Origin of the sequence: Dictyoglomus sp. NZ13-RE01 (assembly GCA_002878375.1) — a bacterium.
GTDB lineage: Bacteria > Dictyoglomota > Dictyoglomia > Dictyoglomales > Dictyoglomaceae > NZ13-RE01.
In genome coordinates this window covers 112,914-138,676 of sequence record NIRF01000002.1, presented here as the reverse complement: position 1 = coordinate 138,676, position 25,763 = coordinate 112,914, and the positions used below count along the sequence as shown (strand labels likewise).

Annotated in this window: 28 protein-coding genes; 10 read left to right on the top strand and 18 right to left on the bottom strand. The window is 33.2% G+C overall.

Annotated features, from left to right (window positions below; genetic code table 11):
* Positions 1 to 21: 21 nt before the first annotated feature.
* Genes CBR30_03250 through CBR30_03235 form a run of 4 tightly spaced genes read left to right on the top strand, consistent with a single transcriptional unit; the run spans position 22 to position 5,000 of the window.
* A complete protein-coding gene (locus CBR30_03250) occupies positions 22 to 501 on the top strand; it encodes an NADH-quinone oxidoreductase subunit E (GenBank protein PMQ02078.1) in 480 nt (159 codons plus the stop codon).
* On the top strand, positions 494 to 2,371 hold the full coding sequence (locus tag CBR30_03245) for an NADH-quinone oxidoreductase subunit F (GenBank protein ID PMQ02021.1): 1,878 nt from the start codon (positions 494 to 496) through the stop codon (positions 2,369 to 2,371). The genes CBR30_03250 and CBR30_03245 overlap by 8 nt, the downstream gene beginning before the upstream one ends.
* A 15-nt stretch (positions 2,372 to 2,386) precedes the next feature.
* Positions 2,387 to 4,360 carry an iron hydrogenase gene (locus CBR30_03240; GenBank protein PMQ02020.1) on the top strand — a complete coding sequence of 658 codons (1,974 nt, stop codon included), beginning with the start codon at positions 2,387 to 2,389 and terminating at the stop codon, positions 4,358 to 4,360.
* A gap of 10 nt (positions 4,361 to 4,370) precedes the next feature.
* Entirely contained in the window at positions 4,371 to 5,000 is a 630-nt protein-coding gene (locus CBR30_03235; GenBank protein PMQ02077.1) for a redox-sensing transcriptional repressor Rex, read from the top strand.
* Here CBR30_03235 and CBR30_03230 read toward each other — a convergent pair.
* The 6 genes from CBR30_03230 to CBR30_03205 form a co-directional block, all read right to left on the bottom strand.
* Positions 4,945 to 5,562 (bottom strand): ABC transporter, encoded by a 618-nt coding sequence (locus CBR30_03230; GenBank protein PMQ02019.1) that lies wholly within the window; start codon positions 5,560 to 5,562, stop codon positions 4,945 to 4,947. The two genes, CBR30_03235 and CBR30_03230, sit on opposite strands and share 56 nt — an antisense overlap.
* Positions 5,534 to 6,304: an ABC transporter gene (locus CBR30_03225; protein ID PMQ02018.1), complete on the bottom strand. Its 771-nt coding sequence runs from the start codon at positions 6,302 to 6,304 to the stop codon at positions 5,534 to 5,536. Before CBR30_03225 ends, CBR30_03230 begins: the two co-directional genes overlap by 29 nt.
* The gene (locus CBR30_03220) at positions 6,249 to 7,133 is read right to left on the bottom strand and encodes a hypothetical protein (GenBank protein ID PMQ02076.1); all 885 of its coding nucleotides are present in this window, start codon (positions 7,131 to 7,133) and stop codon (positions 6,249 to 6,251) included. Before CBR30_03220 ends, CBR30_03225 begins: the two co-directional genes overlap by 56 nt.
* 235 nt (positions 7,134 to 7,368) lie before the next feature.
* On the bottom strand, positions 7,369 to 8,091 hold the full coding sequence (locus CBR30_03215; GenBank protein ID PMQ02017.1) for an MBL fold metallo-hydrolase: 723 nt from the start codon (positions 8,089 to 8,091) through the stop codon (positions 7,369 to 7,371).
* Positions 8,092 to 8,115: 24 nt separating this feature from the next.
* Positions 8,116 to 9,477 (bottom strand): glucose-6-phosphate dehydrogenase, encoded by a 1,362-nt coding sequence (gene zwf, locus CBR30_03210; GenBank protein ID PMQ02016.1) that lies wholly within the window; start codon positions 9,475 to 9,477, stop codon positions 8,116 to 8,118.
* Positions 9,470 to 10,054 (bottom strand): dCTP deaminase, encoded by a 585-nt coding sequence (locus CBR30_03205; protein ID PMQ02015.1) that lies wholly within the window; start codon positions 10,052 to 10,054, stop codon positions 9,470 to 9,472. Before CBR30_03205 ends, zwf begins: the two co-directional genes overlap by 8 nt.
* An 82-nt stretch (positions 10,055 to 10,136) precedes the next feature.
* Here CBR30_03205 and CBR30_03200 point away from each other — a divergent pair, with 82 nt between their 5' ends.
* Genes CBR30_03200 through CBR30_03185 form a run of 4 tightly spaced genes read left to right on the top strand, consistent with a single transcriptional unit; the run spans position 10,137 to position 13,746 of the window.
* Positions 10,137 to 11,447, top strand: a complete 1,311-nt coding sequence (locus tag CBR30_03200) for a hypothetical protein (protein ID PMQ02014.1) — start codon at positions 10,137 to 10,139, stop codon at positions 11,445 to 11,447.
* 18 nt (positions 11,448 to 11,465) lie between these two features.
* A complete protein-coding gene (locus CBR30_03195; GenBank protein PMQ02013.1) occupies positions 11,466 to 12,482 on the top strand; it encodes an alcohol dehydrogenase in 1,017 nt (338 codons plus the stop codon).
* 2 nt (positions 12,483 to 12,484) lie between these two features.
* Complete coding sequence (locus CBR30_03190) at positions 12,485 to 12,892, top strand: hypothetical protein (protein ID PMQ02012.1); 408 nt, start codon at positions 12,485 to 12,487, stop codon at positions 12,890 to 12,892.
* Positions 12,892 to 13,746 (top strand): serine/threonine protein phosphatase, encoded by an 855-nt coding sequence (locus CBR30_03185; GenBank protein PMQ02011.1) that lies wholly within the window; start codon positions 12,892 to 12,894, stop codon positions 13,744 to 13,746. The genes CBR30_03190 and CBR30_03185 overlap by 1 nt, the downstream gene beginning before the upstream one ends.
* Here CBR30_03185 and CBR30_03180 read toward each other — a convergent pair.
* Positions 13,736 to 14,893: a transcriptional regulator gene (locus CBR30_03180; protein PMQ02010.1), complete on the bottom strand. Its 1,158-nt coding sequence runs from the start codon at positions 14,891 to 14,893 to the stop codon at positions 13,736 to 13,738. The genes CBR30_03185 and CBR30_03180 overlap by 11 nt on opposite strands.
* Positions 14,894 to 15,145: 252 nt before the next feature.
* Between CBR30_03180 and CBR30_03175 the strand changes: the two genes are divergently transcribed.
* Positions 15,146 to 15,775: an SAM-dependent methyltransferase gene (locus tag CBR30_03175; GenBank protein ID PMQ02009.1), complete on the top strand. Its 630-nt coding sequence runs from the start codon at positions 15,146 to 15,148 to the stop codon at positions 15,773 to 15,775.
* Positions 15,776 to 15,783: 8 nt separating this feature from the next.
* Here CBR30_03175 and CBR30_03170 read toward each other — a convergent pair whose 3' ends face one another.
* The 10 genes from CBR30_03170 to CBR30_03125 all read right to left on the bottom strand — a co-directional run bounded on the left by CBR30_03170 (position 15,784) and on the right by CBR30_03125 (position 23,078).
* Complete coding sequence (locus tag CBR30_03170; GenBank protein ID PMQ02008.1) at positions 15,784 to 16,728, bottom strand: radical SAM protein; 945 nt, start codon at positions 16,726 to 16,728, stop codon at positions 15,784 to 15,786.
* Positions 16,729 to 17,598 carry a (4Fe-4S)-binding protein gene (locus CBR30_03165; protein ID PMQ02007.1) on the bottom strand — a complete coding sequence of 290 codons (870 nt, stop codon included), beginning with the start codon at positions 17,596 to 17,598 and terminating at the stop codon, positions 16,729 to 16,731.
* A complete protein-coding gene (locus tag CBR30_03160) occupies positions 17,595 to 18,431 on the bottom strand; it encodes a (4Fe-4S)-binding protein (protein PMQ02006.1) in 837 nt (278 codons plus the stop codon). The genes CBR30_03165 and CBR30_03160 overlap by 4 nt, the downstream gene beginning before the upstream one ends.
* 6 nt (positions 18,432 to 18,437) lie before the next feature.
* Positions 18,438 to 18,764, bottom strand: a complete 327-nt coding sequence (locus CBR30_03155; protein PMQ02005.1) for a dinitrogenase iron-molybdenum cofactor biosynthesis protein — start codon at positions 18,762 to 18,764, stop codon at positions 18,438 to 18,440.
* A gap of 2 nt (positions 18,765 to 18,766) precedes the next feature.
* Positions 18,767 to 19,264: a hypothetical protein gene (locus CBR30_03150; GenBank protein PMQ02004.1), complete on the bottom strand. Its 498-nt coding sequence runs from the start codon at positions 19,262 to 19,264 to the stop codon at positions 18,767 to 18,769.
* A gap of 270 nt (positions 19,265 to 19,534) precedes the next feature.
* Positions 19,535 to 19,882, bottom strand: coding sequence for a hypothetical protein (locus CBR30_03145; protein PMQ02003.1), 348 nt, complete (start codon positions 19,880 to 19,882; stop codon positions 19,535 to 19,537).
* Between the two features lie 30 nt (positions 19,883 to 19,912).
* Positions 19,913 to 21,943, bottom strand: coding sequence for a ferrous iron transport protein B (gene feoB, locus CBR30_03140; GenBank protein ID PMQ02002.1), 2,031 nt, complete (start codon positions 21,941 to 21,943; stop codon positions 19,913 to 19,915).
* Between the two features lie 13 nt (positions 21,944 to 21,956).
* Entirely contained in the window at positions 21,957 to 22,184 is a 228-nt protein-coding gene (locus tag CBR30_03135) for a hypothetical protein (protein PMQ02001.1), read from the bottom strand.
* A complete protein-coding gene (locus tag CBR30_03130) occupies positions 22,181 to 22,864 on the bottom strand; it encodes a DtxR family transcriptional regulator (GenBank protein ID PMQ02000.1) in 684 nt (227 codons plus the stop codon). The genes CBR30_03135 and CBR30_03130 overlap by 4 nt, the downstream gene beginning before the upstream one ends.
* Position 22,865: 1 nt before the next feature.
* Positions 22,866 to 23,078 carry a hypothetical protein gene (locus CBR30_03125; GenBank protein PMQ01999.1) on the bottom strand — a complete coding sequence of 71 codons (213 nt, stop codon included), beginning with the start codon at positions 23,076 to 23,078 and terminating at the stop codon, positions 22,866 to 22,868.
* A 339-nt stretch (positions 23,079 to 23,417) separates the two neighbouring features.
* Here CBR30_03125 and CBR30_03120 point away from each other — a divergent pair, with 339 nt between their 5' ends.
* Entirely contained in the window at positions 23,418 to 24,521 is a 1,104-nt protein-coding gene (locus tag CBR30_03120) for a histidine kinase (GenBank protein PMQ01998.1), read from the top strand.
* 30 nt (positions 24,522 to 24,551) lie between these two features.
* On the opposite strand, the gene CBR30_03115 is transcribed toward CBR30_03120, so the two are convergent.
* Positions 24,552 to 25,751 carry an 8-amino-7-oxononanoate synthase gene (locus CBR30_03115; GenBank protein PMQ01997.1) on the bottom strand — a complete coding sequence of 400 codons (1,200 nt, stop codon included), beginning with the start codon at positions 25,749 to 25,751 and terminating at the stop codon, positions 24,552 to 24,554.
* Positions 25,752 to 25,763 lie beyond the last annotated feature (12 nt).

Genomic DNA, 25,763 nt, shown 5'->3' with positions numbered 1-25,763 from the left:
AGGTATGTAAGGGTGAATGATATAAAAAGAAGTTTTGTCAAAGTAGAAGAGATACTAAAAAAACATGAGTATCGTCAGGACAATCTCATAAAGATTCTTTTGGATGTGCAGAGGGAATATAGGTATATCCCAGAAGAGGTAATAAATTATATAAGTGTAGCTCTAAACCTGTCTCCAGCAAAAATTTATGGTGTTGCTACTTTTTATGCTCAATTTTCCTTAAAACCAAAGGGAAAATACACAATTCTTGTTTGCGATGGTACTGCTTGTCATATGGCTGGTTCAACAGGTTTGATCGAGGTTATTCGAGAAGAGCTAAACATAAAGCCAGGAGAGGTAACTGATGATCTGCTTTTTAGTTTGGATCAGGTAGGATGTCTTGGGGCATGTGCTTTGGCTCCTGCCATGGTTATAAATGAGGAAGTTTATGGGAATCTAAATCCAGAAAAAGTGAAAGAGATTATAAAAAATTTGAAAGAAAGGGAGAGGGAAAATGCTTAGAAGTATAGAAGAAGCTTTAGATTATATTGAAAGGAAGAAAGCAGAGAGAAGAGAAAAATTAAATTCTTTATCAGTATATGTGTGTTTGGGTACGGGTTGTGTTGCTAAGGGCTCTTCTAAGATCTACCAAGAATTAAAAAGATTATTTCATACTCATGGAATAAAGGGAAGTTTAAAAGAAATAAGGGAAGATCACAATGAACCTGTCAGAAAAACAGGATGTTGTGGAAGGTGTTCTTCAGGTCCATGGGTTATAGTGATGCCTTATGGCTACTTTTATTCTAATGTAAAGTTGGATGATGTTCAGGAAATTTTTGAGAAGACAATAATAAAAGGTGAACCTGTTGAAAGGTTATTATTTGTTGATCCTGCTACTGGAAATAGAGTTTTAAGCCTCGAGGAAGCTAAATTTTATAAGGCTCAGGATTTCTATGTTATGGAGGATATAGGAAGATGTGAGTGTGATAGTATTGATGACTATATGGGAAGAGGGGGATATAGTTCCTTTATTAAGGTTTTAATGGAGCAGAATCCAGATAAAGTAATTCAGGAAATAAAAGATTCAGGGCTTAGGGGAAGAGGAGGAGCTGGTTTTCCTACAGGATTAAAATGGGAAGCCACAAGATTAAGTAAAGGAGATAAAAAGTTTGTAGTATGTAATGGAGATGAGGGAGATCCTGGGGCTTTCATGAATCGTACTCTTTTGGAGAGAGATCCTCATGCTGTTTTAGAGGGTATGTTGATAGCTGGCTATACTATTGGGGCTAATCAAGGTTTTGCTTACATTAGAGCAGAATATCCTATTGCAGTAGAAATGTTTAGAAAAGCCATAGAAGATGCGAAAGGCTTAGGCTTAATTGGGAAAAATATCTTAGGAACAGGATTTTCTTTTGATATTGAAATAAAGGAAGGGGCAGGAGCTTTCGTTTGTGGGGAAGAGACAGCTCTTTTAGCTTCTATAGAAGGAAAGAGAGGAGTACCGCGTCCTCGTCCACCATTTCCAGCCCAGTCTGGACTTTGGGGTTATCCAACATTAATCAACAATGTAGAGACCTATGCAAATGTGCCCAAGATTATCAGAGATGGTGCTAAAAAATATAGAGAAAGAGGTACACCCAATTCTCCTGGTACTAAGATGTTTTCAGTAACAGGACCCTTAAAACTAACAGGAATTATAGAAGTAGAATTTGGCACAACTCTAAGGGAAATAGTTTATGATATTTGTGGGGGTACCTTAAATGATGAGGAATTTAAAGCAGTGCAAATAGGTGGTCCTTCAGGAGCCTGCCTCTCGGAAGAATTTCTTGATTTACCACTTGATTACGATTCTTTAAAGTCAGTAGGGGCTATGGTTGGTTCTGGAGGAATTGTGGTTTTGACCAAAAAGACGTGTATGGTTGAGGTTGCAAGATTTTTCCTTGACTTTACTAAGAGAGAATCTTGTGGAAAATGCGTGCCTTGTAGAGAGGGACTTATGCAAGCCTATAATATTTTAGAAAGATTTACCAAGGGAAAGGGAACTTATCAGGATCTCGAGAATTTAGAGTTTCTTGCAAAACTTATCAAAACAGCATCTGCATGTGGTTTGGGTCAAACTGCTCCTAATCCAATATTAAGTACATTAAAGCTATTTAGGGACGAATATGTGGCTCATATTGAGGGAGTTTGTCCCAGTGGTATGTGTACTGCCTTTAAGAAGTATGTTATAAATCCAGATATTTGTAAAGGTTGTGGACTTTGTGCACGTTATTGTCCTCAAGGAGCTATAAGAGGAGAAAGGGGCAAACCCTATACCATTGATCAGTCGTTATGTGTCAAATGTGGAGCATGCTTTGAGAGATGTAAGTTTAAAGCTATAGAGATTAGATAAGGGGGAATGCTAAAGATGAGAATATATGTGGATGGTAGGGAAGTTGAAATTGATGGGAAGGAAAGAAATGTATTAGAGGCTTTAAAGAAAGTAGGAATAGAAATTCCTAATTTATGCTATCTATCTGAAGCATCTATTTATGGGGCATGTAGATTATGTCTTGTAGAGATGGATGGTAAAATTGTTCCATCTTGTAATTTACAACCTAAGGAAGGGCTAAGCATAAAGACGAATACTCCTGAAATTTATGAAATAAGAAAAGGTATTTTAGAGCTTTTACTTGCATCCCATAATAGAGACTGTACCACATGTGAAAGAAATGGGAGTTGTAAGTTACAAGAATATGCTAAAGCTTTTGGTATAAGAGATATTAGATATGAAAATCTTGTTAGAAGCGAAATAAAAGATGTTTCTTCACCTATTGTTAGAGATAATTCGAAATGCATTCTTTGTGGGGATTGTGTTAGAATTTGTGAAGAAGTGCAAGGGGTTTCTGCAATTGATTTTGCTGGAAGAGGATTTAAAACTGATGTAATTCCTGCTTTTAATCATGAGTTAAAGGATACAGAGTGTGTATATTGTGGTCAATGTGTGGCTTATTGTCCTACTGGAGCCTTATCCATTAGAAATGATGTAAGTAAGTTATATAAAGCATTGAGTCAAAAGGATAAGGTTGTAATTGGAATGATAGCTCCAGCAGTAAGATCCGCAATTCAAGAAGAATTTAATTTAAAAGAGGATGTACTGATTTCAGGAAAAATAAATGCCTTTTTAAAAATGCTTGGTTTTTCAAAGGTGTTTGAAGTACCTTTTGGAGCGGATCTTGTAGCTTATGAAGAAGCCTATGAATTTTTAGAAAGATGGAGAAAAGGAGATAGACTTCCTCAGTTTACTTCTTGTTGTCCTGCTTGGGTTAAGTATGTAGAAGAATTTTATCCCCAATATATTGATAATCTTTCCACAGTTAAATCTCCTCAACAGGCTCTTGGTAGCATAATAAAGGAAATATATGCAAAAGAGGAAGGAATAAATAAAGATGATATTTTCCTTGTTTCTATAATGCCTTGTACTGCAAAGAAATATGAGGCTGAACGGGAAGAGCATAAAGGTGTAGTAGATGTAGTATTGACCACAAGAGAGCTTGCTCAAATAATTAAGGCAAGTGGTATAAATATTCAGGAGATACTTCCAGAAACTTTTGATAGACCATTCAACATTTATTCTCAAGGAGGCTTGAGTTTTGGTAAAAGTGGGGGTGTTTTGGGGGCTGTACTTTCTGTCCTGAAAGATGAGGTAAAAATAAAAAATATTAAGAATGAGGAAGTAGAAAAAGGAATAAGAAGAATTGAGATTGAGCTTGAGGATGGAGAAAAAATTGTTGGCATGGTAATTTTTAGTTTAGGAAAGGCAAAGAAAGTGATGAATTATATTAAGCATAAGATTCTTGATGCTGATATAATAGAAGTCATGGCGTGTGCATATGGATGCGTAGGTGGTGGTGGACAGCCTTATCCAAATGATTCAAAAATAAGAGAAAATAGAGCAAGAATACTTAAAGAGTTTAGTAATATTATGCCTATTAGTTCTCCACAGGAAAATCCTTATTTAATGAACCTGTACAGTAAATATTTAGGGAATCCCTTAAGTGAATCATCCCATAAAGTATTACATACTACTTATTCTCCAAAGAGAAGAATACCTGAAAATGAAGTACCTATTTTACCTCTGCCTTTGCCAGAAGAAGAAAAGATAAAGGTTAAAGTATGCTTAGGTACATCTTGTTATATGAAGGGATCATATAAGATTTTGAATGGGTTACTTGACTTGGTAAAAAAAGAAGATTGGGCAAGAAATATAGAGGTGGTAGGAACTTTTTGTACAGAAAATTGTGATAAATCTCCAAATGTTATCATAAATGATAAAATTATAAATGAGGCAGATTTTGAAAAGGTAAAGGAGATATTAAAAGAATATGTCAAAGGAAGATAGGGAATATATTGTGTTTCCTAAAGCTACCTTGGAAAGATTGCAGCTATATCAAAGGATTTTATTCGAAGAAAAGAAAGAATATATATCTTCGGAGGAAATAGGGAAGAAGTTAGATATACCACCTGAGCAGGTAAGAAAAGATTTATCATATCTTGAATATAAGGGAAAGCCTAAAGTAGGCTATCATGTAAAAAGTCTATTAGAAGAGTTAAACAAGTTATTTGGATTAAATAAGAATGTAAAGATTATAATTGTGGGGGCAGGAAACTTAGGCACTGCCCTCACTAATTACCCAGGATTTGAAAAGTACAATATAGAGATAGTAGGAATTTTTGATAATGATCCCAATAAAATTGGAAAGAAAATAGGAGATTTAGTGGTTCTTCCTATGGATTTCATAAAAAGAGTTATAGATAGGTTTAAGGTAGAGATAGGAGTTATATGTGTGCCAGAAGAATCTGCTCAAGAGGTTGCAGAACTATTAATAAATAATGGAATTAGGGCAATATGGAATTTTGCACCTACTATACTAAAGGTCCCCAAAAATATAATAGTAAGAAATGAGGATCTGACCAAAGGGCTCCTTACATTAAAGCATTTGCTTGAGTTTTCTCGTTCGATGAATGATAAAGATATATAAATCTGTTTCCAATATTTAAATCTTCTCTCTCGTTCTCGTGACTCACCATAATTAAGGTTTTTCTATATTTTTCGATATAATATTTTAGGAAATCTTTAGCTTTTTCTTTCATGTTAATATCCAAAGATTTGAAGGGTTCATCTAAAAGTAATAGATCATGCTCTATAATGAATCCTCTAACAAGGGAGAATATTTGTTGATATCCACCACTCAACTCTTTTGGGTAAAGATCTAAAAATTGTGTAAGCCCAAAGTATTCTATAAGTTCATTCATTAGTTCTTTATTTTGGACAACAATGTTTAAATTGTCCTTCATACTTAGCCATGGCAGGAATATGGGTTTTTGAAAAACAAAAGAGATTTTAGTCCCTTTTGCAATTTCTACTATTCCTGCATCGGGAGGGACAAGACCTGCAATGATTCTCAATAAAGTGGTCTTTCCTGAACCATTTGGTCCTTTTATAATTACTTTATCTCCTCTTTCTATCTCAAAAGATAGACCATTTAATATCTTTTGTTGATTAAAACTTTTTTCAATATTCCAAGCCTTTACTATTAACATAAAATCTTCCCAATATTTTTTCCTCTGTTTTACTCATTATAAAAAGATATAAGGCATAAGCATAGATTTCTTTTGTATTTAGAAAAGTTTTAGAGTAGCTTAGCATATAACCTATACCATTATTTGCAGATAAGAATTCTGCCATGGTAACAATTTTAAAAGAGGATATTAATGAATTGATAAATACTGGAAGTATATAAAGCTTTAAGTAAGGAAACAAAAATTTTGTATAATAGTCCTTTGTGGAGACAGGATATATTTTGAATAAATCTTTGTATTCTTCAGGAATATTGTTGATGGCATGATATATGGAGAGATAAAAATTAGGAAATAACATTATTATAACCGTAAAGATCACTGTTTTGGTTCCAAAACCAAACCAAATAAGGGCAAGACTAATCCAAATTATTATAGGATTACTTTGAAATATGTCTATAATGTTTCTTAAGGCTAAATAGAAGTATTTGTTTTTTACTAAACCTAAAATTAAGGATGAGAGAAGGCTTAGTGAAAGACCGATAATTGCTCTTAGAATTGTAAGGAATAGATTTTGCCAAAAACTTAATTTTTTCAATAAATTAATGCTTGTTTTTATAACCTCATAGGGAAGAGGTAAAATCAACTCAGAGTTTATAAAAACTCCCATTACATACCACAAAAGAAAAATTAAAAGTACAAAAATTATATTAAAATATAAGTTCTTCTGGTAATTTTCCTCCAATGAGTTCAGGCTCCTTTTCATAAATAAATTGGATAAAAGTACTTAGATCCTTTTTAGCTGAGATTCCTAAATATATAAATGATAATCTCTTTAATGCCTCTTTTACAATTTTATAATCCAAGTTAAGAATGGTAGAGGATTTCTCACAATAAAGATCTTTATTTTTAGCAAAATTTTTAAAATTTTCTCTAAATATTTTGTCAATATTTTCTACAGTCTTTTTATCTAAATCACTTCTAACAAATATAGATGTGATAGGTAAATTTTTCCCTGTTATGGATTTATAAGCTTTCTGTAGATCAAGTACTATTCTACCATTGTTGAATATACAAAAAGTTACGAATGGTTCTGGAAGTAAGGCTAAATCAATTTTACCTACGGAAAATAATGCTGTAATCTCTTGAGGGGATCCGTAGAATATGTTTATTTTATCTCTAAGTCCTTTTTCATTTAGGTAAATATTAAAGATTACATCCTGGGTGGACCCTCTTTGAGCTATATAGACTTCCTTTCCTGCTAATTCATTCAAATTTCTAATGGGCTTTTTTGATACCAAGTAAAAAGATGCCCAATTAAAGGTAGAAAGATGCTTTATTTTTACTCCTTTATTATATAGATTTACAAGGGTTATAAAGGGAGCAATTATTACATCATATTTATTCTCTTTTACTCTTATTACCAACTCATCAATATTTCTCCATATGGTAAAGTTCATATCTAAGTCTTGAGATGAATATTGGGGAATCATTGTAGAAAATGGAATTACAGTGGGACCTAATGGGATGAGAATTTCAATTTTTGTCTTACTTTTTGAAAAAGATGGATTGAAAGCTAATAAGAATAATAGCATAAAGAATAAGAAATATCCAAGTAGTAACTTTATTTTCTTCAACTTATATTCCTCCTTCTATTCGTTAAATTTTTCACGATATATTATAACATAAAATCTAAAAATTGTAAAATAGAAAAGGGCGGAAAGAGATGAGCTTTCCGCCCCTATTTTTTAGTCGAAAATATCCTTGAGGGAACTTAAAGGAATATCCATGGAAAAGTTGATGGTTCCGTCTGTATAAAGATCACCATCTTCATAGACTCATTACCCAAATTTCTGTCTTTTGGGGTATATTTTCTTTTGTTACATTAATGGTGTTGCCAAAGGTTTTATAGGTTTTTATAAGACTTATAAATTCATTAATATCACTTATAGGCCATGATTTGGTAAATTCTGTTTTGTAATGCATGGGTATAACAATCTTAGGATTCAGTTGATTTATTACTGTTAGAGCATCTTTTACCGATAGAGTATAGTAGCCTCCAACAGGTAAGAATAAAATATCTACATTTTGAAGTAGCTTTATCTCTTTTTCTGTAAGAATTGTCCCAAGATCTCCTAAGTGAACTATTTTTAGCCCTTCCCCTTCAATTATGGTTATACTATTTTTGCCTCTTAAACTTCCATTTTTATCGTCATGGTATACTCCGATATTCCATATTTTTATCCCATCAATTTTTTCATTAAATAAATTCCAATCTTTTCCATTATTTTTTGTTCCCACTAATACATCAACCTTTTTTCCTAAGAAGTCTGGATTATAATGATCTCTATGTTCATGGCTTGATATTAGAAGATTTGCGGATGTTTTTGGTATAGGATATCCAGTGGTACGATCAAAGGGATCTAAAATTATTGAAAATCCATTACTAAAGGTTATTTGGAAGCAGGAATGTCCAAAATATTTGATTTCTAAGCCATAGGAGATAGAAAAAAGAAAAATTATAAAGGAAAATAGAAATAGAAGTTTTTTCATATTTTCCCCTCCCTTTTCATAATTTTATTTCCATTCTCTCCCATCCTTTTTGATAAATTCGTCTGCTTCTTTTGGACCATAGGAGCCAACTTTGTAAATAGGTACATGAGGATCTTCTTTCCAGAAATCAAGTATATTTTGGATTATTTCCCAAGATTTTTCTATCTCATCATCTCTAATAAATAAAGTTTGATCTCCTTCTATAATATCAATAAAGAGGGTTTCATAGGCATCAATATTGGGAGCAGACCATTCCATTATATTAGGAATAGGACAGGAAAGTATACTTTTACCTAAGGGTCTTAGCTGAAACTTCAATAATATCTTATTTTCAGGAGAAATCTTAAATATTATTTGGTCTTCTTCGGGCATACAATCTAATAATTTGGAGAATAATCCTGGTATTTTTTTGAATACTATTACTACAGAGGTTTCTTTTTTATATAGTTTTTTGCCAGTACGAAGGTAAAAGGGCACCCCATCCCATCTTAAATTATCTACATAAAATTTAACCAAGGCATAGGTCTCTGTCCTTGAATTTGGTTTTACCCCTTCTTCGTTTAAGTATCCTTCATATTGTCCCCTTACTGCAAAGTTTGGTACTTCCTCATACTTAATTTCTCTAATACTTTTTAGTACTTTAATTTTCTCATTGCGTATTGCCTTCTCTTCTATACAACAAGGAGGTTCCATGGCAGTGAGGGTAAGGATCTGCAAAAGATGGTTTTGTATCATGTCTCTTAGGGCTCCTACATTATCGTAATATTGGGCTCTTCCTTCTATTCCTATGTCCTCTAAGGCTGATATTTGTACGTGATCAATAAAATTTTTGTTCCATATTCCTTCAAAGATAATATTAGAAAAACGAAGCCCAAATATATTTTGGACTGTTTCCTTTCCTAAAAAGTGATCAATTCTATAAATTTCTTCTTCTTTAAAGTATTCCTTAAGAAGATTGTTTAATTCTTTTGCAGAGTTTAAATCCATGCCAAAGGGCTTTTCTATTACGATTTTTCTTTTATTATTTATTGTTTTTAGAAATTTCCCTAAGTTTTCAAGGGTTTCTTTAAAAGTAAAAGGTGGAATTGCTAAGTAAAATATGAGTTCTTCTTCTCCTATTACAGGCTTTAGATTTTTATAATCCTCCTCAATTTCCAAATTTATATTTACATATCTCCAAAGTTTCAAAAAATCAGGATCATTGGAAACTTCTTTAGAGATTATATCTAAAAACTCTTTTTCTTCTACATTTCTTCTCCCTACTGCGATAATATTTTTGCAATCTAAAAGCTTAAAATTCTTGTAGAGATTGAATAGGGCAGGGTATATCTTTTTCCTTGCTAAATCTCCCCATCCACCTAATATTATTATGCTATATTTATTCATCTTTCCTCCCCTCAAAATCATAGTTTAATTTGCTCGGTGTAGGTCCACATTGATTTTGATATTTACTTTTCTTTTTCTTGTAGTAAGGGACTTCTGCAGGACTTGTAAGTTTGTAGAAAGATATCTGGCATATTCTCATTCCAGGATACAAGGCAATAGGCACTCTATTTATATTAGATAATTCTAAGGTAAGTTGTCCACAAAAACCAGGATCCACATAACCTGCTGTGGCATGAACAATTATACCTAATCTTCCCAGACTCGACCTGCCATCCACTCTTGCCACAATATCATCAGGAAGCTTTACTTTTTCAATAGTTGTTCCTAATACGAATTCACCAGGTCTCAGAAAGAAAGGCTCATTATTTTTTACCTCTATTATTTCCATTAGTTCTAAAATATTATCTTTTGCAGGGTCAATAAATGCTCTTCCTTCCACTCTAAAGTGTAGAAAACTATTTCCCAATCTTAGATCTACAGAGGAGGGTTGAATTTGTTCCTCGTAGTTTTCTAAGGGTTCTATTAATAATTCTCCAGTTTCCAAGTATCTTTTAATATCTCTATCACTCAGAATCAATCTCATAACCTCCTTAATGATTTTTTCATAATTATATATTATATGTTAAAATAAAATAAGCCTAATTTAACAGGAGGTCAATATGAAATTAAGATTCTTAATATTTTTATTCTTAATCATTATGAGTTTTTCCCTTTTAGCACAAGATTTTGTTAGTATTTCCAAAGACTTTGTAAATCTTATGTCAACCAAGAGCTTTGATAAAGCAGTGGAGCTATTTGATGATACTATGAAAAGTCTTTTACCAAAGGAGAAGTTAGAGGAATTATGGAATAGTTTACTTAAGCAGGTAGGAAGTTATAAAAGAGCTATAGATGTAAGAACTGAGAAGGCAGATCCTTATGTTGTTGTATATGTTACTTGTGAATTTGAAAAATTAGATTTAGATGTAAAGATAGTACTTAATAGAGAAGGAAAAATCTCTGGACTTTTCTTTTTACCTGCATCTCCAAAGAGTTACTCAATACCTTCTTATGTAGATATTGGTAAATTTAGAGAGGAAGATATAACTATTGGGAGTACAGAATTTCCACTACCTGGAAAGATTACTGTTCCTATTGGAGAAGGTCCTTTCCCATTAGTTATATTAGTGCATGGATCTGGTCCCAACGATATGGATGAAAGTATTGGACCAAACAAGCCTTTTAGGGATTTGGCTTATGGTCTTTCAAGTATGGGTATTGCTGTTTTAAGGTATGATAAAAGGACCAAGGCTCATACGGATAAGTTTGTTAAGGTATATAAGGATGGTTTTACTGTTTGGGAAGAGGTAATAGAAGATGTATTATATGCTATAGATTTTGCTCTAAAAAGAAATGATATAGATAGGAATAAAATATTTATATTGGGACATAGTTTAGGAGGCATGCTTGTTCCTCGAATAGCTAAGGCATCAGGAAAAATTGCAGGTTTAATTATTATGGCAGGTCCTACAAGACCTTTGGAAGATCTAATTTGGGAACAGGTTAATTATATTTATTCCTTGGATGGTGAAATTTCGGAAGAGGAGAAAACACAGCTTGATATTCTAAAAAGGGAGATAGAAAAGATTAAAAAATTAGATAATTTATATAATTCTTCTGATTTAATATTAGGAACTCCTGTAAAATATTGGAAGGACTTAAAAGGTTATAATCCTGCAGAAGAATTAAGCTCTCTTAATCTACCTGTTCTCATTTTACAAGGAGGGAGAGATTATCAGGTTACATTAGAGGATTTTAATGGTTGGAAATCTTACTTAAAGAATAATAATGCAAAATTCAAATTGTATGATAAACTGAACCATTTATTTTTAGAGGGAGAAGGAAAGAGCATACCTGAAGAGTATTATAAAGAAGGACATATCCCTGAATATGTTATTAAAGATATAGCGGATTTTGTTTTATCCAAATAATTTAGAGGGAGGAGAGTTATGCTTGGTGCAATGCTAAATGAGGAAGGAAAATTGGTGCTTAGGGATTGCCCAAAGCCCTATGTAGGTCCTGAAGATGTTTTAATAAAGGTTCTTGCTTGTGGTGTATGTGGTACGGATCTACACATTTTTGCTGGGAAAGGAAAAGGAAAGCCTAATATTATTAGAGGGCATGAATTTTCTGGGAGGATTGTAGAGGTTGGTAAAGAGGTTAAGGAATTTAAAGTTAACGATCTTGTAGCAGTTGATCCCAATATATCATGTGGTTATTGTTATTATTGTAGGAGAGGAGAGATACATCTCTGCGAAAACCTGATTGCCTTAGGTGTGGATTTGGATGGTGGTTTTGCAGAATATTGTGTGGTTCCATATAAGCAGTTATATAAATTACCTGATGGAGTTTCTCCAGAAGAAGGAGCAATGATGGAACCTACAGCATGTGCTCTTCATGGAATAGAAAGGGTTAATATAAAGCCTGGAGATACAGTTTTAATCATAGGGGGAGGTGCCCTTGGGCTAATCCTTCTTCAATTAGCTTATGTATATGGGGCAAGTATTGTTTTTGTTGCTGAGCCAGTAGAGGAGAAAAGGAATATAGCAAAAGAATTAAATGCTATTCCTATTGATCCTATAAAAGAAGATATAAAAGAAGTAGTTAGAAAGTATGCTCCTAAAGGGGTAGATATTGCAATTGAAGCAGTTGGAAAGGCTGAAACTCTTGGGTTAGCAATAAAGAATGTAAGAAGAGGGGGAAAAGTTCTTGTTTTTGGGGTAGCCTCCCATGATGAGTTGATACCCTTGTCGCCCTTTGAGATTTATTATAAAGAGCTTACAATATCAGGCTCTTTTGTAAATCCTTATACAAATAGTCGAGCTCTTCAGCTTATTTCACAAAAAAGAATAGATGTTAAAAAGATAATCTCTCATAAGTTTCCTTTATCGGAGATAAATAAGGCGATAGAATTAGGACTATCTGGTAAGACCCTTAGAATTGTGATTGTGGGAGGAGATGATTAAAGATGATTTTTGATTTTATTTGTGTCATAACTATATTAGGGCTTGCTATTAAGGGATTGAAGGAGGCATTAACCAATAAGGTTGGCGTAGTGATTGCTCTTATTGTTGCCTTTTTAGTCTCCTCTCAACTGCTCCCCTTTTATATGAAATATATTAATTTCCCTTCTTACATACCCTCTAATATCTTTGCCTTTATTCTTACCTTCATATTTGTATATGTTTTGCTTTCTATTCCATCCTTAATCCTCTCTGTAATTTTTGGAGGAATTCTCTTAATCTTGGTTTATGGTTTAATCGTTAGATTTTTACCCTTAGACATTCAAACTTATTTAACAAGTAAATCTATAATTTTCTCTTTTATAAAGCCTGCAGTTGATTTTATTTATAACCTGTTAAAATATATTTTGTAATGAGAGTTTCTGCTTTATCAGATATTCATACAGATTATATAAGATTAAAAAATAATTTAAGAAAACATGAACTCTTAGATTTTTTGGAAAAGCTAAAACTTAGAATTATGGCTTTAAATCCTGATGTTTTTATTTTTGCAGGAGATATATCTAAGAAGTTAGAAGAAGTAGATCTTTTTTTAAATACTCTTTCTTCCTTAAAAGCCTTTAAATTATACGTGCCTGGAAATCATGATATTTGGAATGAAAATGGTATTGATAGTAAAACCAAGTACTATAAGTCATTAAAGGAGATTGCAGAGAAAAATAGTTTTCATTATCTTCCCTCCTCTCCATTTATATTGGGGAATATTGGATTTGTAGGAAGTATCGGTTGGTATGATTATTCCCTGGGAAGTGAAGATTTTTCATTAGAGGATTATGAAAAGGGCGAGTATAGAGGGCTTAAGTGGAGAGAAGTTTATTGGAAATTGATAGATTTTAGGAATAACGAAGGAAAAAGATTAAATAATCCAGAGATATGTAAAATAATGCAAAAGGAATTAAAAGATCAGATAGAGTTTGTTAAAGATAAAGTTGATGTAATTGTAGCAGTAATACACACTTTGCCCTTTGAAGAATTAATATATACACGGAATTTTTTCTCTTCTTACTTGGGAAGTAAATTCTTAGGAGATATTCTATTAGAGAATAGTAAAGTAAAATATCTTGTTTGTGGTCATGAACATAATCCTCTTATCTTTGCTAAGAATGGAATAAAAATTTACCTTTGTCCCTTTGGCTATTTGAGGGATATAAGGGATTGGGAAGAGTATCTATCTAAGGGGTTAAAAACCTTTGAAATTATAGAATAACAGGGCTTGAATGATATATATTTAGGGCTTTATAGATACTTCCCAATATTACTGCATTTTCTAATGATGATGGTTGTATATTTACATCAATAGGAAGATAATGTTCTAAGATCTTTCTCATTTTCGGGATTAATATATTAAAGTATTTCTTAGCAAACCCGCCGAGTATTATAATCTCTGGAGAAAGTGAAACTGTAAGATTTACTATGGTTTTTGCCAGGCTTTCAGCAGAGAAATCTATAATCTCTTTTATATTTCCATCCTTCTCATAATTTTCAAAAACCTCATCTATGTTATTAAATCTACCTAATTTTTCCACCCTCCTTAATATACCTGCTCCTGAAGAGTGCCATTCTAAGGCACCAAAAGGTGTATTTAATGCTCCTGGATATGGATCTTCTGGACTGTCTATAGCCATATATCCTATCTCTCCTGCAAATTTGTTATATCCAGTGTATATTTCCCCCTTAATGATGATACCTGCTCCAATTCCTGTACTCATAGTTATATACACTATGTTGTCAAATCCTTTTCCAGCTCCCTTCCAATACTCTCCTAATACTGCCATATTGACATCTCTTTCTATGATTTGAATGCAATTGGGGAATTCTTTCTCTAAGATTTTTATCAAGGGAGCATTTGCCCACTCTGGAAGACCAGGACATAGAATTAATCTTCCCTCTTCAATTATCCCTGTAACTCCAAGACTAATTACCTTTAGCTTATTTTTAATATTATATTTCTCTAATATTTCATTTATTATAGTAGGGAAATTTTGAGGCGACATTAAATTTTTTTCTTTAAGTTTTTGAACATTAATGTTTTCAGAATAGTGAATCTCACCGCATAAGTCAGAGATGGCAAGTTTAAACCAGCTACCTTCAATTTCTCCTGCAAGTATATATCCATGTCTTGAATTGTATTTTAAAAGAATGTCTCTTCTACCCTTTTTAGCCTCTCCCTTTCCTACCTCTAATAGTATTCCCTCTTTAATTAGTTCATTAACATGAGCAGATACAGTAGGACGTGATAAGCCAAGTTTTCTTGCAATTTTAGCCCTTGATATGGGACCTTCCTCCCTCACCACTTGTAATATTAATCCCCTATTAATCTCATTAATGATATCTGGTCTTCCTATCTTGGGCATAGTTCTCTCCTTCTTCTAATAAGTAATTTTTAAAATTTTTTATATAATATTTATTCACATAAGTCAATGATTTTTTTGCACCTGACCTGTAATCACTTTTAATCATCTCCAATCATAAGCACAATTTTCCCTTAGGTAAAACTTATTATTTATATATTTTAACTATGCACCTCTTTTGATTTATCTATATAATGTAATATAATAAACCAAGTTAGAAATGTGATAATAAAGATAAAGTTTGGAGGATAAAAAATGCCTAAAATATCTCCTTTTGAGAAGTATTTTAAAAGATATGAAGAGTGGTTTATTGAAAATAAATATGCTTACCAATCAGAACTTGACGCCATAAAGCTTTTGATGCCAAAATTTGAAAAGGGCTTGGAGGTAGGTATTGGGACAGGAAGATTTGCGCTACCTTTAGGAATAAAAAATGGAATTGAACCTTCTTTTCAAATGAGAAAAATAGCAATAGAAAAAGGACTTAATGTAATAGAGGGAGTGGCAGAAAATCTACCTTTCGATGAGGATTCTTTTGACCTTATTTTAATGGTGACTACAATATGTTTTGTAGATGACCCATTAAAAGCACTAATAGAATGTAATAGAGTTCTAAAAAAAGATGGAACAATATTGATAGGTTTTGTTGACAGAGATAGTACAATAGGGAAAATATATCAAGAAAACAAGGAGAAAAGCCTTTTTTACAGAGAAGCTACGTTTTTTACAACGGCTGAAATAGTAGAATTGCTTTATGAGGCAGGTTTTAAAAATCTCAACTTTTCCCAAACTATATTTAAAAAACTTGATGAAATAAAGGAAAAAGAGCCTGTAAAGTATGGTTTTGGGAAAGGGTCATTTGTGGTCATAAGTGCAAAGAAATAATTTCTTTTTTATCTAAATTTCCTTAAGTAATAAATGTGTCCTTGGTACTCAACCTTTTTAATTAAACCCCGTTTTAAAAGAGATTCAATTTTACTTGGGTCTCCTTTATCCTTTTCTAATAATTCCATAACTGCATCTTCTCTCATTGGATGAACTGCTGTGATACTAAGAATGTCTTCTTCTATATCTCCTGAATAAGCAAACGCATTTCCTTCATAACCTATAAGATACTCAACCCTATTTTTCAATTTATTGGAGAAGATTTGAAAAGCTTCGTTGAGAACACTTTCTTTTGGTGATTTTACCCACTTTTCTGCTGGTGGACGAGTTGGAATAGAAATATAAGAGGTTTTTAAGCTTTTTAGTTTTGATAGATATTCTGCAATTTTTTCAAACTCATTGCAGTAATCAATACCATCTATAAGCATAGTTTCAGATATGAGAGTTCCTTTAAATTCTTCATCAAATCTTTTTATGCCTTCTAAAATTAACTCTAAGTTTAAATCTTTAAAACCTCTATCAATTTTTCTCCAAAGTTCTTCAGAAACCGCATCAACTTTTATTGAAACGAGGTCAAAATTTAAAAGATCATTTTTTACATCTTCCCTCCACATTAGGCTCCCATTGGTAATTATTGCAATTTTAATATTGAGAGATTTTAAAAGTTCGACTTCTTTACCGAGGTTTATATCAAGCGTAGGCTCTCCATCGGGAACAAATGTCAAATAATCGATACTTTCGTTTCTTGAAAGAGTTTCTTTAACTTTTTTGTCAACTTCTTCAAAAATTTCGTAAGGAGAATAAAATGATTTTCTTTCAGTAGTCATCTTTAAACTTCTACCCAACTGACAGTAAACGCAAGAGTAAGTGCAAATTTTAGGCGGAATGTTATTTATACCAAGACTTCTACCTAATCTTCTTGAAGGCACTGGACCAAAGGCTATATCTTTCATTTAAATTATCCCCAACGCTTTCGATAATTCTTCCCAAATCTTAACTACTGCTTTAGAAATTTCGCTATTAGGCGCATACTTAATAACTGTTTCTCCGTTTATCATAGCTTCTACTACGATTTTATCAAAAGGTATTTTTGAAACGACCTCAATGCCTTCCTTTTTACAGAAATCTTCTATCTCTTGAGTTTTACTTTCATTTATGTCAAACTTGTTTATACACACAAAAGGCTTAATGTGGAAATGTTTTGTTAGCTCAATAATTCTTTTTAAATCGTGTATGCCAGAAATTGTTGGTTCAGTAACAACTAAGACAGCATCAACTCCTGTAATTGAAGAAATGACAGGACAACCAATTCCAGGAGACCCATCTATCAAAACTAAATCGACATTTTCTCTATAGGCAATTTCTTTTGCGTTTTCTCTTACTTTTGTTACGAGTTTTCCAGAATTTTCTTCTCCTGGTTTTAAAAGCGCATGTGACATAAACCCATTTTCAATTTTAGAAATATATGTATACCCAGATAACTTTTCTCTAAAATCTATTGCGTGAACTGGACAAACAAGAGTGCAAACCCCACACCCTTCACAGGCATGCTCATCAACAACAAAATCGTCTGAAATAGCCATAAATCGACAATTATCTTTGCACAAACCACAACTCATGCACTTTTCTTTGTTTATTGAGGCAACTTTTGAACCTGTAAATTCTTCCTTTTCAATAACTTGAGGCTTTAAAAGAAGATGAAGGTCAGGAGCATCTACATCGCAATCTGCAACAACTACTTTATCCATTATAGATGTAAGAGCAGCAGTTAATGTGGTTTTACCTGTTCCACCCTTCCCACTTATGACGGTTATTTGTTTCATTTTTGCACCCTTTCTTTTATGGTTTCAAATAGTTTTCTAAAATTCTTCTTCCACTCATCCATTTCCAAAACGAAGGGGATTCCTCTTGAATAAAGCTCTGCAATTCTTCGATCAAAGGGAATTTCGAGTAAAATTGGTATATTTTTCTCTTTGCAGTAATCATAAACCCTCTTATCACCTAAATCCGATCTATTTACAATGACACCAAAAGGAATTTTCATTTCTTCTAAAACACTTACTGCAATCTTAAGATCGTGCAACCCAAAAGGAGTTGGCTCTGTAACTAAAATACAAAAATCGCTTCCTTTTATCGACTCAATTACAGGGCAGGAAGCACCAGGAGGACAATCAATTATCACATTCTTACTTTTATCAATTCTTTTTTTGACTTCCCTTACAATATTTGTTGCAACTGCATCACCTACTTCAAGTTCCCCATAAATAACTTCTATATCTTTTGACTTTCCACTGTATACACTGCCCGTTTTATGCGGTTCTTCGCTTATTGCATTAGTTGGACAAACAAGTTTACACCCACCACAACTATGGCAAAGTTCAGAAAAAAGTAAAATTTTATCTTTGCTTACAAATATTGCATTGTATTCGCAAAACTCTGCACACTTTCCGCAGTAGTTACACAAAGACTCATCTATTTTAGGTATTAATGTATAGACACCTTCAACTTTCTCTATTTCTGGTTGTAAAAACAAATGGACATTTGGTTCTTCAACATCGCAATCAAGAATTTGCACATTTTCTATAGAAAGAGCAAGATTTACAGCAACAGAAGTTTTACCCGTTCCACCTTTTCCACTTGCAACAGATATAACCATATTTCTTTAACCCAGCTTTCCGTTTAAAAACTTATCTAAAATTTCTCTAACAGTGCCGTTTTCTTTTGTAGTAATAACTTTGATATTTGATGTGCTTAAAACCTTTGAAGCATTTGGACCAACATCGCCAGTAATAAGTACATCTACTCCTTTGTTTAAAACAGTTTGAGCAGCCTCAATCCCTGCACCACCTCGTGCAGACAAAGAAGGATTTGGTAAGGCTTCAAACTCCATAGTTTCTGAATCAACAATGATAAAATAATTACATCTACCAAAACGTGGATCTAAAAAAGCATCAAGATTATCACCTTGAGAAGTTATACAAATTCTCATTTTTACCTCCTATCCTTATTTCTTTCAATCTCTTCAATTCTTTTCAATAGAATTTCTATTTCTTCTCTGAGTGTTTCGATTTCCTTTTTGAGTTCGTTAATTTCATCTTCCTGTGGTTTTGCTTTAGTTATATTTGTTTGATTTGGGATTTCATTTTCTTCAATAAAACTATCTCTTCCATACCCAAAACCTCTACCTCTTCCCAAACCTCTTCCTAAACCCCTACCTAAACCTCTTCCGTAACCTTGACCTCTTCCAAAGCCTCTACCAAACTCATCATTTCTTGGATAACTATATTCTTCCCTATGAAAATGTTCAATATTCTCATCTTCAAGAGAAAGTGCACCCATTGGGCATCTTTCAACGCATAAACCACAATTCGTACATAGTTCCTCGTTAACTTTAACCTTTCTATTTTCAATAGTTAAAGCATTAACAGGACAAACATTAACGCATATGCCACAACCTACACACTTTCCCAAATCCACTTTTACAGCCATTTTATACCTCCAGTATATTCTAAGGCTCTTTATTATATTATTATAGTTTCGATGGATCAATAAACAAATCTATCCAAGGGTAACGTCCCGCAAAATATTTTTAAAATCGGCAATTTTATTACTTCATAACCAAAATGAAAGATACTAAAAGATACCAAAAACAAAAAAGCTTTTAAAAATATATTCATCATCCCACCTCGTTTGATATTTCAAACTTTTAGAGGGGTTTGCTTACGAGATTAGCATCCCGTCTACTTTTATACAATAAACCTATCCGCTTTTTTCGGACTCCTCTAATGAAGAAATTCTTTTTTGAATTTCCTCAAGAGTTTCTTTTAGAACATTAGCTTGTGCTTTAAGAAAATCCAACTCGTTAAAAGCAGGCGCTTGAGCAAATGGATAAACAGGATAAGGATAATAAACGCCTCTAAATCCGAAGCCTCTACCCCAGCCGAAACCTCTTCCAAAACCAAACCATCTTCCAAAGCCAAAGCCTCTACCCCAACCAAATCCATAAGGATTCATATATCCAGGAGTTGGGTATCCTGCACAATAACCTAAGCCTCTTCCTGTCATTGGTCCTAAGCCAAATGGACCAGTTCTATCTCCTAATGGCATCTTGTTCACCTCCTTTCTATTATTGTATTCTTAAATAAAAATTCTTCCTATTTGGAAAACAAGAACAGAAAGGAGCCAACCAATTAAAAGGCTATAAATAGTTGCAAAGGCTGTCCATTTAAAGCTTCCTGTCTCTTTGTATATAACACCAATTGATGCGATACAAGGAATATAAAGTAAACTCATAACCATAAAAGCATAAGCGGATAAAGGTGTAAAGTATTGTGGAAGGACTTTATCAAAATTTTCTTCACCTCCAAAAAGTGTTCCAAAGGTACCAACAACTACTTCTTTTGCAATTATTCCAAAAAGAAGAGCAACTCCAACTTGCCAATAAGGAAAACCTGCAGGCTTAAAGATTGGTGCAATAAATTTTCCAATTTTCCCTGCTAAAGTAGAAGCACTTCCATATTCGGCACCAAAGGGGAAACTTGCAAGGAACCAAAGAACAACAACACCTGCAAAGATTATTGTGCCTGCCTTTTTCAAAAATTGACTACTTCTCTCCCACATGTGAATCAAAACTCCTTTTAAAGTAGGCAATCTATATGGAGGAAGTTCCATTACTAACGGGGAAACTGGTCCTTTAAGGGAAGGAATTGTTGATTTGAACAATTTTGCAGAAAAAACTGCAACTAAAATTCCTAAAAGGTAAAGAGAAAAGACAACAAGCCCTTGATTACTTTTGAAGAAAATTGAGGTAAACATGATATAAACAGGAAGCCTTGCAGTACAAGACATAAAAGGATTGATAAGTATTGTAAGTAATCTATCCCTTTCGGAAGGAATGGTCCTTGTGGACATAATTGCTGGAACATTACATCCAAATCCCAAAATCATAGGAATAAAAGATCTTCCAGGAAGTCCTATTGCATACATTATTTTGTCCATTACAAATGCAGCCCTTGCCATGTATCCAACATCCTCAAGAAAAGAAAGAAAAAGGAACATAACCATAATATTGGGTAAGAAAACGAGCACAGAACCAACGCCATTTATTACTCCGTCACTTAAAAGAGATGAAAGCCATGTGGGAGCTCCAATTGACTGAAGATATGTGCTACTCAAGCTTTGCAACCATTCAAAGAAAGTCTCAATGTATCCTGCAAAAAATCCACCTACAGTAAAGGTTAATTGGAATGTTATCCACATAATGAGTGCAAAGATAGGAATACCTAAAAATCTATTTAAAACAATCCTATCAATCTTGTCTGATAAAGTAAGCTTCTCTTCTTTAGAAGCAATCTGTTTTGTGCAAGCTTTAACTAATTCCTTTAAAAAACTATACCTTCTTTCTATAATTTTAGTTTTTAAATCGTAGCCCAGTTTTTTCTCAAGATCAACTACTTCATGTAATATTTCTTCCACTAAACTCCCATAGCCCATCTTTCTAAGTTCTTCAATAATCTCCATATCCTCTTCCAAAAGCTTTATAGCAAGAAATCGTGGAGTATATGGTAAGTTTGTTAAAGAAATTTTTGCCTCTAATCTACTGAGTACTTCTTCTATGTCTTTTCCATAATCAATTTTAAATTGAGAAAATCCTCTTTCTTTTGCTTCAATTATTGCCTCTTTAAGTTCAGGAATTCCCTCTTCTTTTGTTCCAACAGTAAAAACCACAGGGATCCCCAAAGTTTTTTCAAGAATATCTTTATCAATTTCGATTCCTTTTTCTTTTAGAAGATCTGCCATGTTTAAATCCAAAACAACATTTGCCCCAGTTTCAAGAAGTGAAATTAAAAGGTAAAGATTTCTTTCAAGATTAGTAGAATCTGCAATACAAACTACTACATCTGGTTTTTCTTTTAGAATATAATTTCTTGCAATTCTTTCATCAATTGAATAAGGAGTAAGGCTGTATGTTCCAGGGAGGTCTACTACAATAAACTCATAGTCTTTATACCTGAGTTTTCCTTCCTTCTTCTCAACTGTTACTCCGGGCCAATTCCCTACATGGGCATGACCATGGGTCAGAGCATTAAAAATTGTAGACTTTCCGGAGTTTGGATTTCCTACCAAGGCTACTTTTATAACTTTTTGCTTCTTTAAATCACTTATCATGCTTTCCTCCTCCTTAATTTAAAGGCTTTACAAAAATCTTTTCCGCTATTCCTCTTCCCAAAGCAACTCTTGCAGAATTCAAAGCAATAACTATAGGTCCATGATAAGAGTTATTTACAATAAAAACCTTTACTCCAGGGTAAATACCCATTTCAAAAAGTCTTTCTCTTATGCCTCTCCCCCCTAAAATCTCTACAACTTCTACTTCGTCTCCATTTCTACACAAAGATAAAGGCATCATATCTCCTCTACAACAATTTTTTCTGCTTCTTCTTTTCTTAAAGAGAGGTGATAATCAAGTATCAATACATCAATAGGATCACCTAAGGGAGCAATTTTTTCAACTTTTACAATAGTCCCCGGGATTGCTCCCATTTCCAATAAGCGCTTCTTTAAACTTCCTGAACCACCCTCTTTAACTTCTACTATTTTTCCGCTTTGACCTGCTTTCAAATCTTTAAGAGTTTTTGGCATTTTTACCTCCTTTTTACTTGCAAATTCTTTTAAAATATTAAAAAAATCTATACTTTCCCCTTCCAAATTTTCTTCTATATGCCCCATAAACTTCTGTATCTTTTCTAATGTTTCTCTGTGAAGATCGTGTTCCATTTTATGGGCATCTTTTTCTGCAACACTTTCAGAAACTCCAAGAAAATCATGCAAAAATTTATAAATTGTTTTGTGTCTTTCATAAATTCTCTCTGCTATTCTTAACCCTTCATCTGTTAAATTTATGTAACCATACCTTTCTTGAGAGACGTAACTTCTTTCTGATAGTTCCTTTATTGCATTAACAACTGACGGAAGCTTAACTCCTTTTCTTTCTGCAACATCTTTCAACCTTACCACACCTTTATTTAACTTAAGGATAAAAATTTCCAAAAGGTAATCTTCTAAACTTTCACTTAATTCGCCCTGCATTTTATTCCTCCCTCCTCTTGCATGATCTAAAAAGAGGGCATGACAAACAACCTGTACTCCTTAAGTTGTAAAAGTCAAACACAATTTTCCCTTGGGAAGCTAAAGAAGCCAAAGCCCTTAAAACAATCTCTTTTTCAAAGTTTGTCCTTCTCACAATCTCTTCTAAGCTTATAACTTTCTCATGTCTTATTAAGCCTAATAATATCTCTTCCATCTTGTTAGCCTTCTTTAACATTGTTAGTCTTATCTAACTTTATTTTAGAGATAAAATTTTCCTTTGTCAAGAGTGAAAAATACTTGATCGATAAATAGATTATGGATATAGGTGCCAGTATAGTAATGATAATGAAGTAATATCTTTCATCTCTAATCTATTAAAAAGACTAAATTCTCTTCTAAGAAAAACCTTCCTTAAGGTTCCTATTTATGACTTATTTACTAAGGATTTATCTATATTTCTTAAGGGGTAACTATGTCTATATCAGGTTCCTTTTTGCGTAACTTGGATAATAATTATATAATTAGAATAATATTAAACTAAAGAGGTGAGAGTATGCTTGTTAAAGAGATTTTAGAAGATGTTTATCTGATTCGTACCCCTGAATTTCCTTTTTTTGAAAACACTTATCTTGTAAGATTAGGAGGGAAAAAGAGAAAAATTAATCTAATAATAGATCCATCACCGCTTGAGTACTTTAATGATCTTGTTTTAGTCATCAAGGATATTATTGGAAAAATTGAAGACTTGGACATAGTTTATGTCAATCACCAAGATCCTGATTTAACTTCCTCTGTTCCTGGACTTCTTTCTATGAATAAGGACGCAGTACTCATAACATCTGAAGATACCTGGAGACTTATGAAATCTTACGGCATTGAGAAAGAAAGATATCAACCGGTAGAACATTTTCCAAATAGAAGGTTAAATCTTGATTCTGGAGAGTTCTTAGAGTTTGTACCTACCCCCTTTTGCCATTTTAGAGGAGCAGCTGCTCTATACCTTCCCTCAAAAAAAATTTTGTTCTCAGGAGATCTTTTTGCTGGGCTCTCTACTAAAAATACTGATGATATCTTTGCAGATAAAAATTCTTGGGCAGGGATCAAAGCCTTTCATCAGATTTATATGCCTTCTAAACCTGCTTTGGTAAACGCTATAGATAATATTGGTAGATTAAGTCCTTTACCAGAAATCATAGCTCCTCAGCATGGTGATATTATTAAGGGAGATTTAATCATAGATTTTAGTAAGAGAATAAATGATTTAGAAGTTGGATTAGAATATATTCAAGATATGGAGAAAAAGAAAGATCTTTACATTTATGCCTTCAATGAAATTTATCAGTGTTGTAAGGAGAGATTAGGAGAAGAATTTGTGAGGGAAAAAGTTCATAGTATTAACTCAAATTCTTCTTTTCCTGAGCTTGTACAATTTGAAAATGACGTGGCCATAGACTTTAGAGTACCAATTCAGTCTGTCTTTGAATTGATGTATCTAAGTTTTATAGAGGGTTTAAATGATAAAGAAAAAGATCAGGTAAAAAGTGACATAATAAGAATATTCGCCAAGTATAACTTAGAAGTTCCTGAAACCTTTTACGAAGAAAGAAGCACAATCTTTGATGCTTTCAAAAGAATCACAAATTTATTTAGAAGGTAAAAAGGGGAAGGGGGCACTCCTTCCCCTTTTTTATATAATTCCTACTTTTTTTCCTGCCTTTTCAAATATCTCTAAAGCTCTATCTACTTGTTCTTCAGTATGGGTTGCCATATAGCTTGTTCTCAGTAGGGACTGATTAGGTGGTACCCCAGGAGGAAGGACTGGATTGCAATAAACCCCAAGCTCAAAGAGTTCTTTCCACATCTCTAATGTCTTCCACTTATCCCTAATATATATAGGAATGATGGGAGTACAACTATTCCCTATATCAAAACCAAGAGACTTTAAACCCTCCCTCATTCTATTGGCTATCTTCCAAAGTCTATCTATTCTTTCAGGCTCTTCTTGCATCACCTCTAAAGCTGCAAGAGCTGCTGCAGTATTTGCAGGGGACATACTGGCACTAAAGATAAAGGACCTGGCATTATGTTTGATATAGAAAATTACTTCTTCATCTCCTGCTATAAATCCTCCTAAGCTTGCAAAGGACTTACTGAAGGTTCCCATAATGAGGTCTACCTCATTATCCAGTCCAAAATAGTTTGCAGTTCCTCTTCCATGATCTCCTAAAACTCCTATGGAATGTGCATCATCTACCATGAGTCTTGCGTTATACTTTTTACAAAGTTTAACTATTTCAGGGAGAGGTGCAATATCTCCTGCCATAGAGAATATCCCATCCACTATTACTAATTTTCCTGCATCATCAGGACAGCTTTTAAGTACTTTTTCTAAATCTTCCATGTCATTATGTTTAAACCTTAGCATTTTACCATAAGACATTTTACAACCATCTATTATAGAAGCATGATCTTCTTTATCAGTTATTGCTATATCGTCTTTCCCTATGAGGGCAGATATCGTTCCTACATTTGTTTGGTATCCTGTAGAAAATACAATACAAGCTTCCTTGTTTAAAAATTCTGCCAGTCTTTCCTCTAATTCTCTGTGGAGAGCTAAGGTGCCATTCATAAAGCGCGATCCTGTACAACTTGTCCCATATTTTTTAATTGCATTTATAGCTGCCTCTTTAACCTTGGGATGAGTGGTAAGTCCTAAGTAATTATTAGAGCCAAGCATAATGAGCCTTCTACCATTAATTACTACCTCAGTACCCTCTGTCTCTTCTAAAGGTAGAAAGAAGGGATAAAGTCCTTGATCTATGGCAACCCTTGCCTCTGATAAGGGATGTTCTGGAGTCAAATTATAGCATTTTTCAAATAGATCCATTTTTTCTTCCTC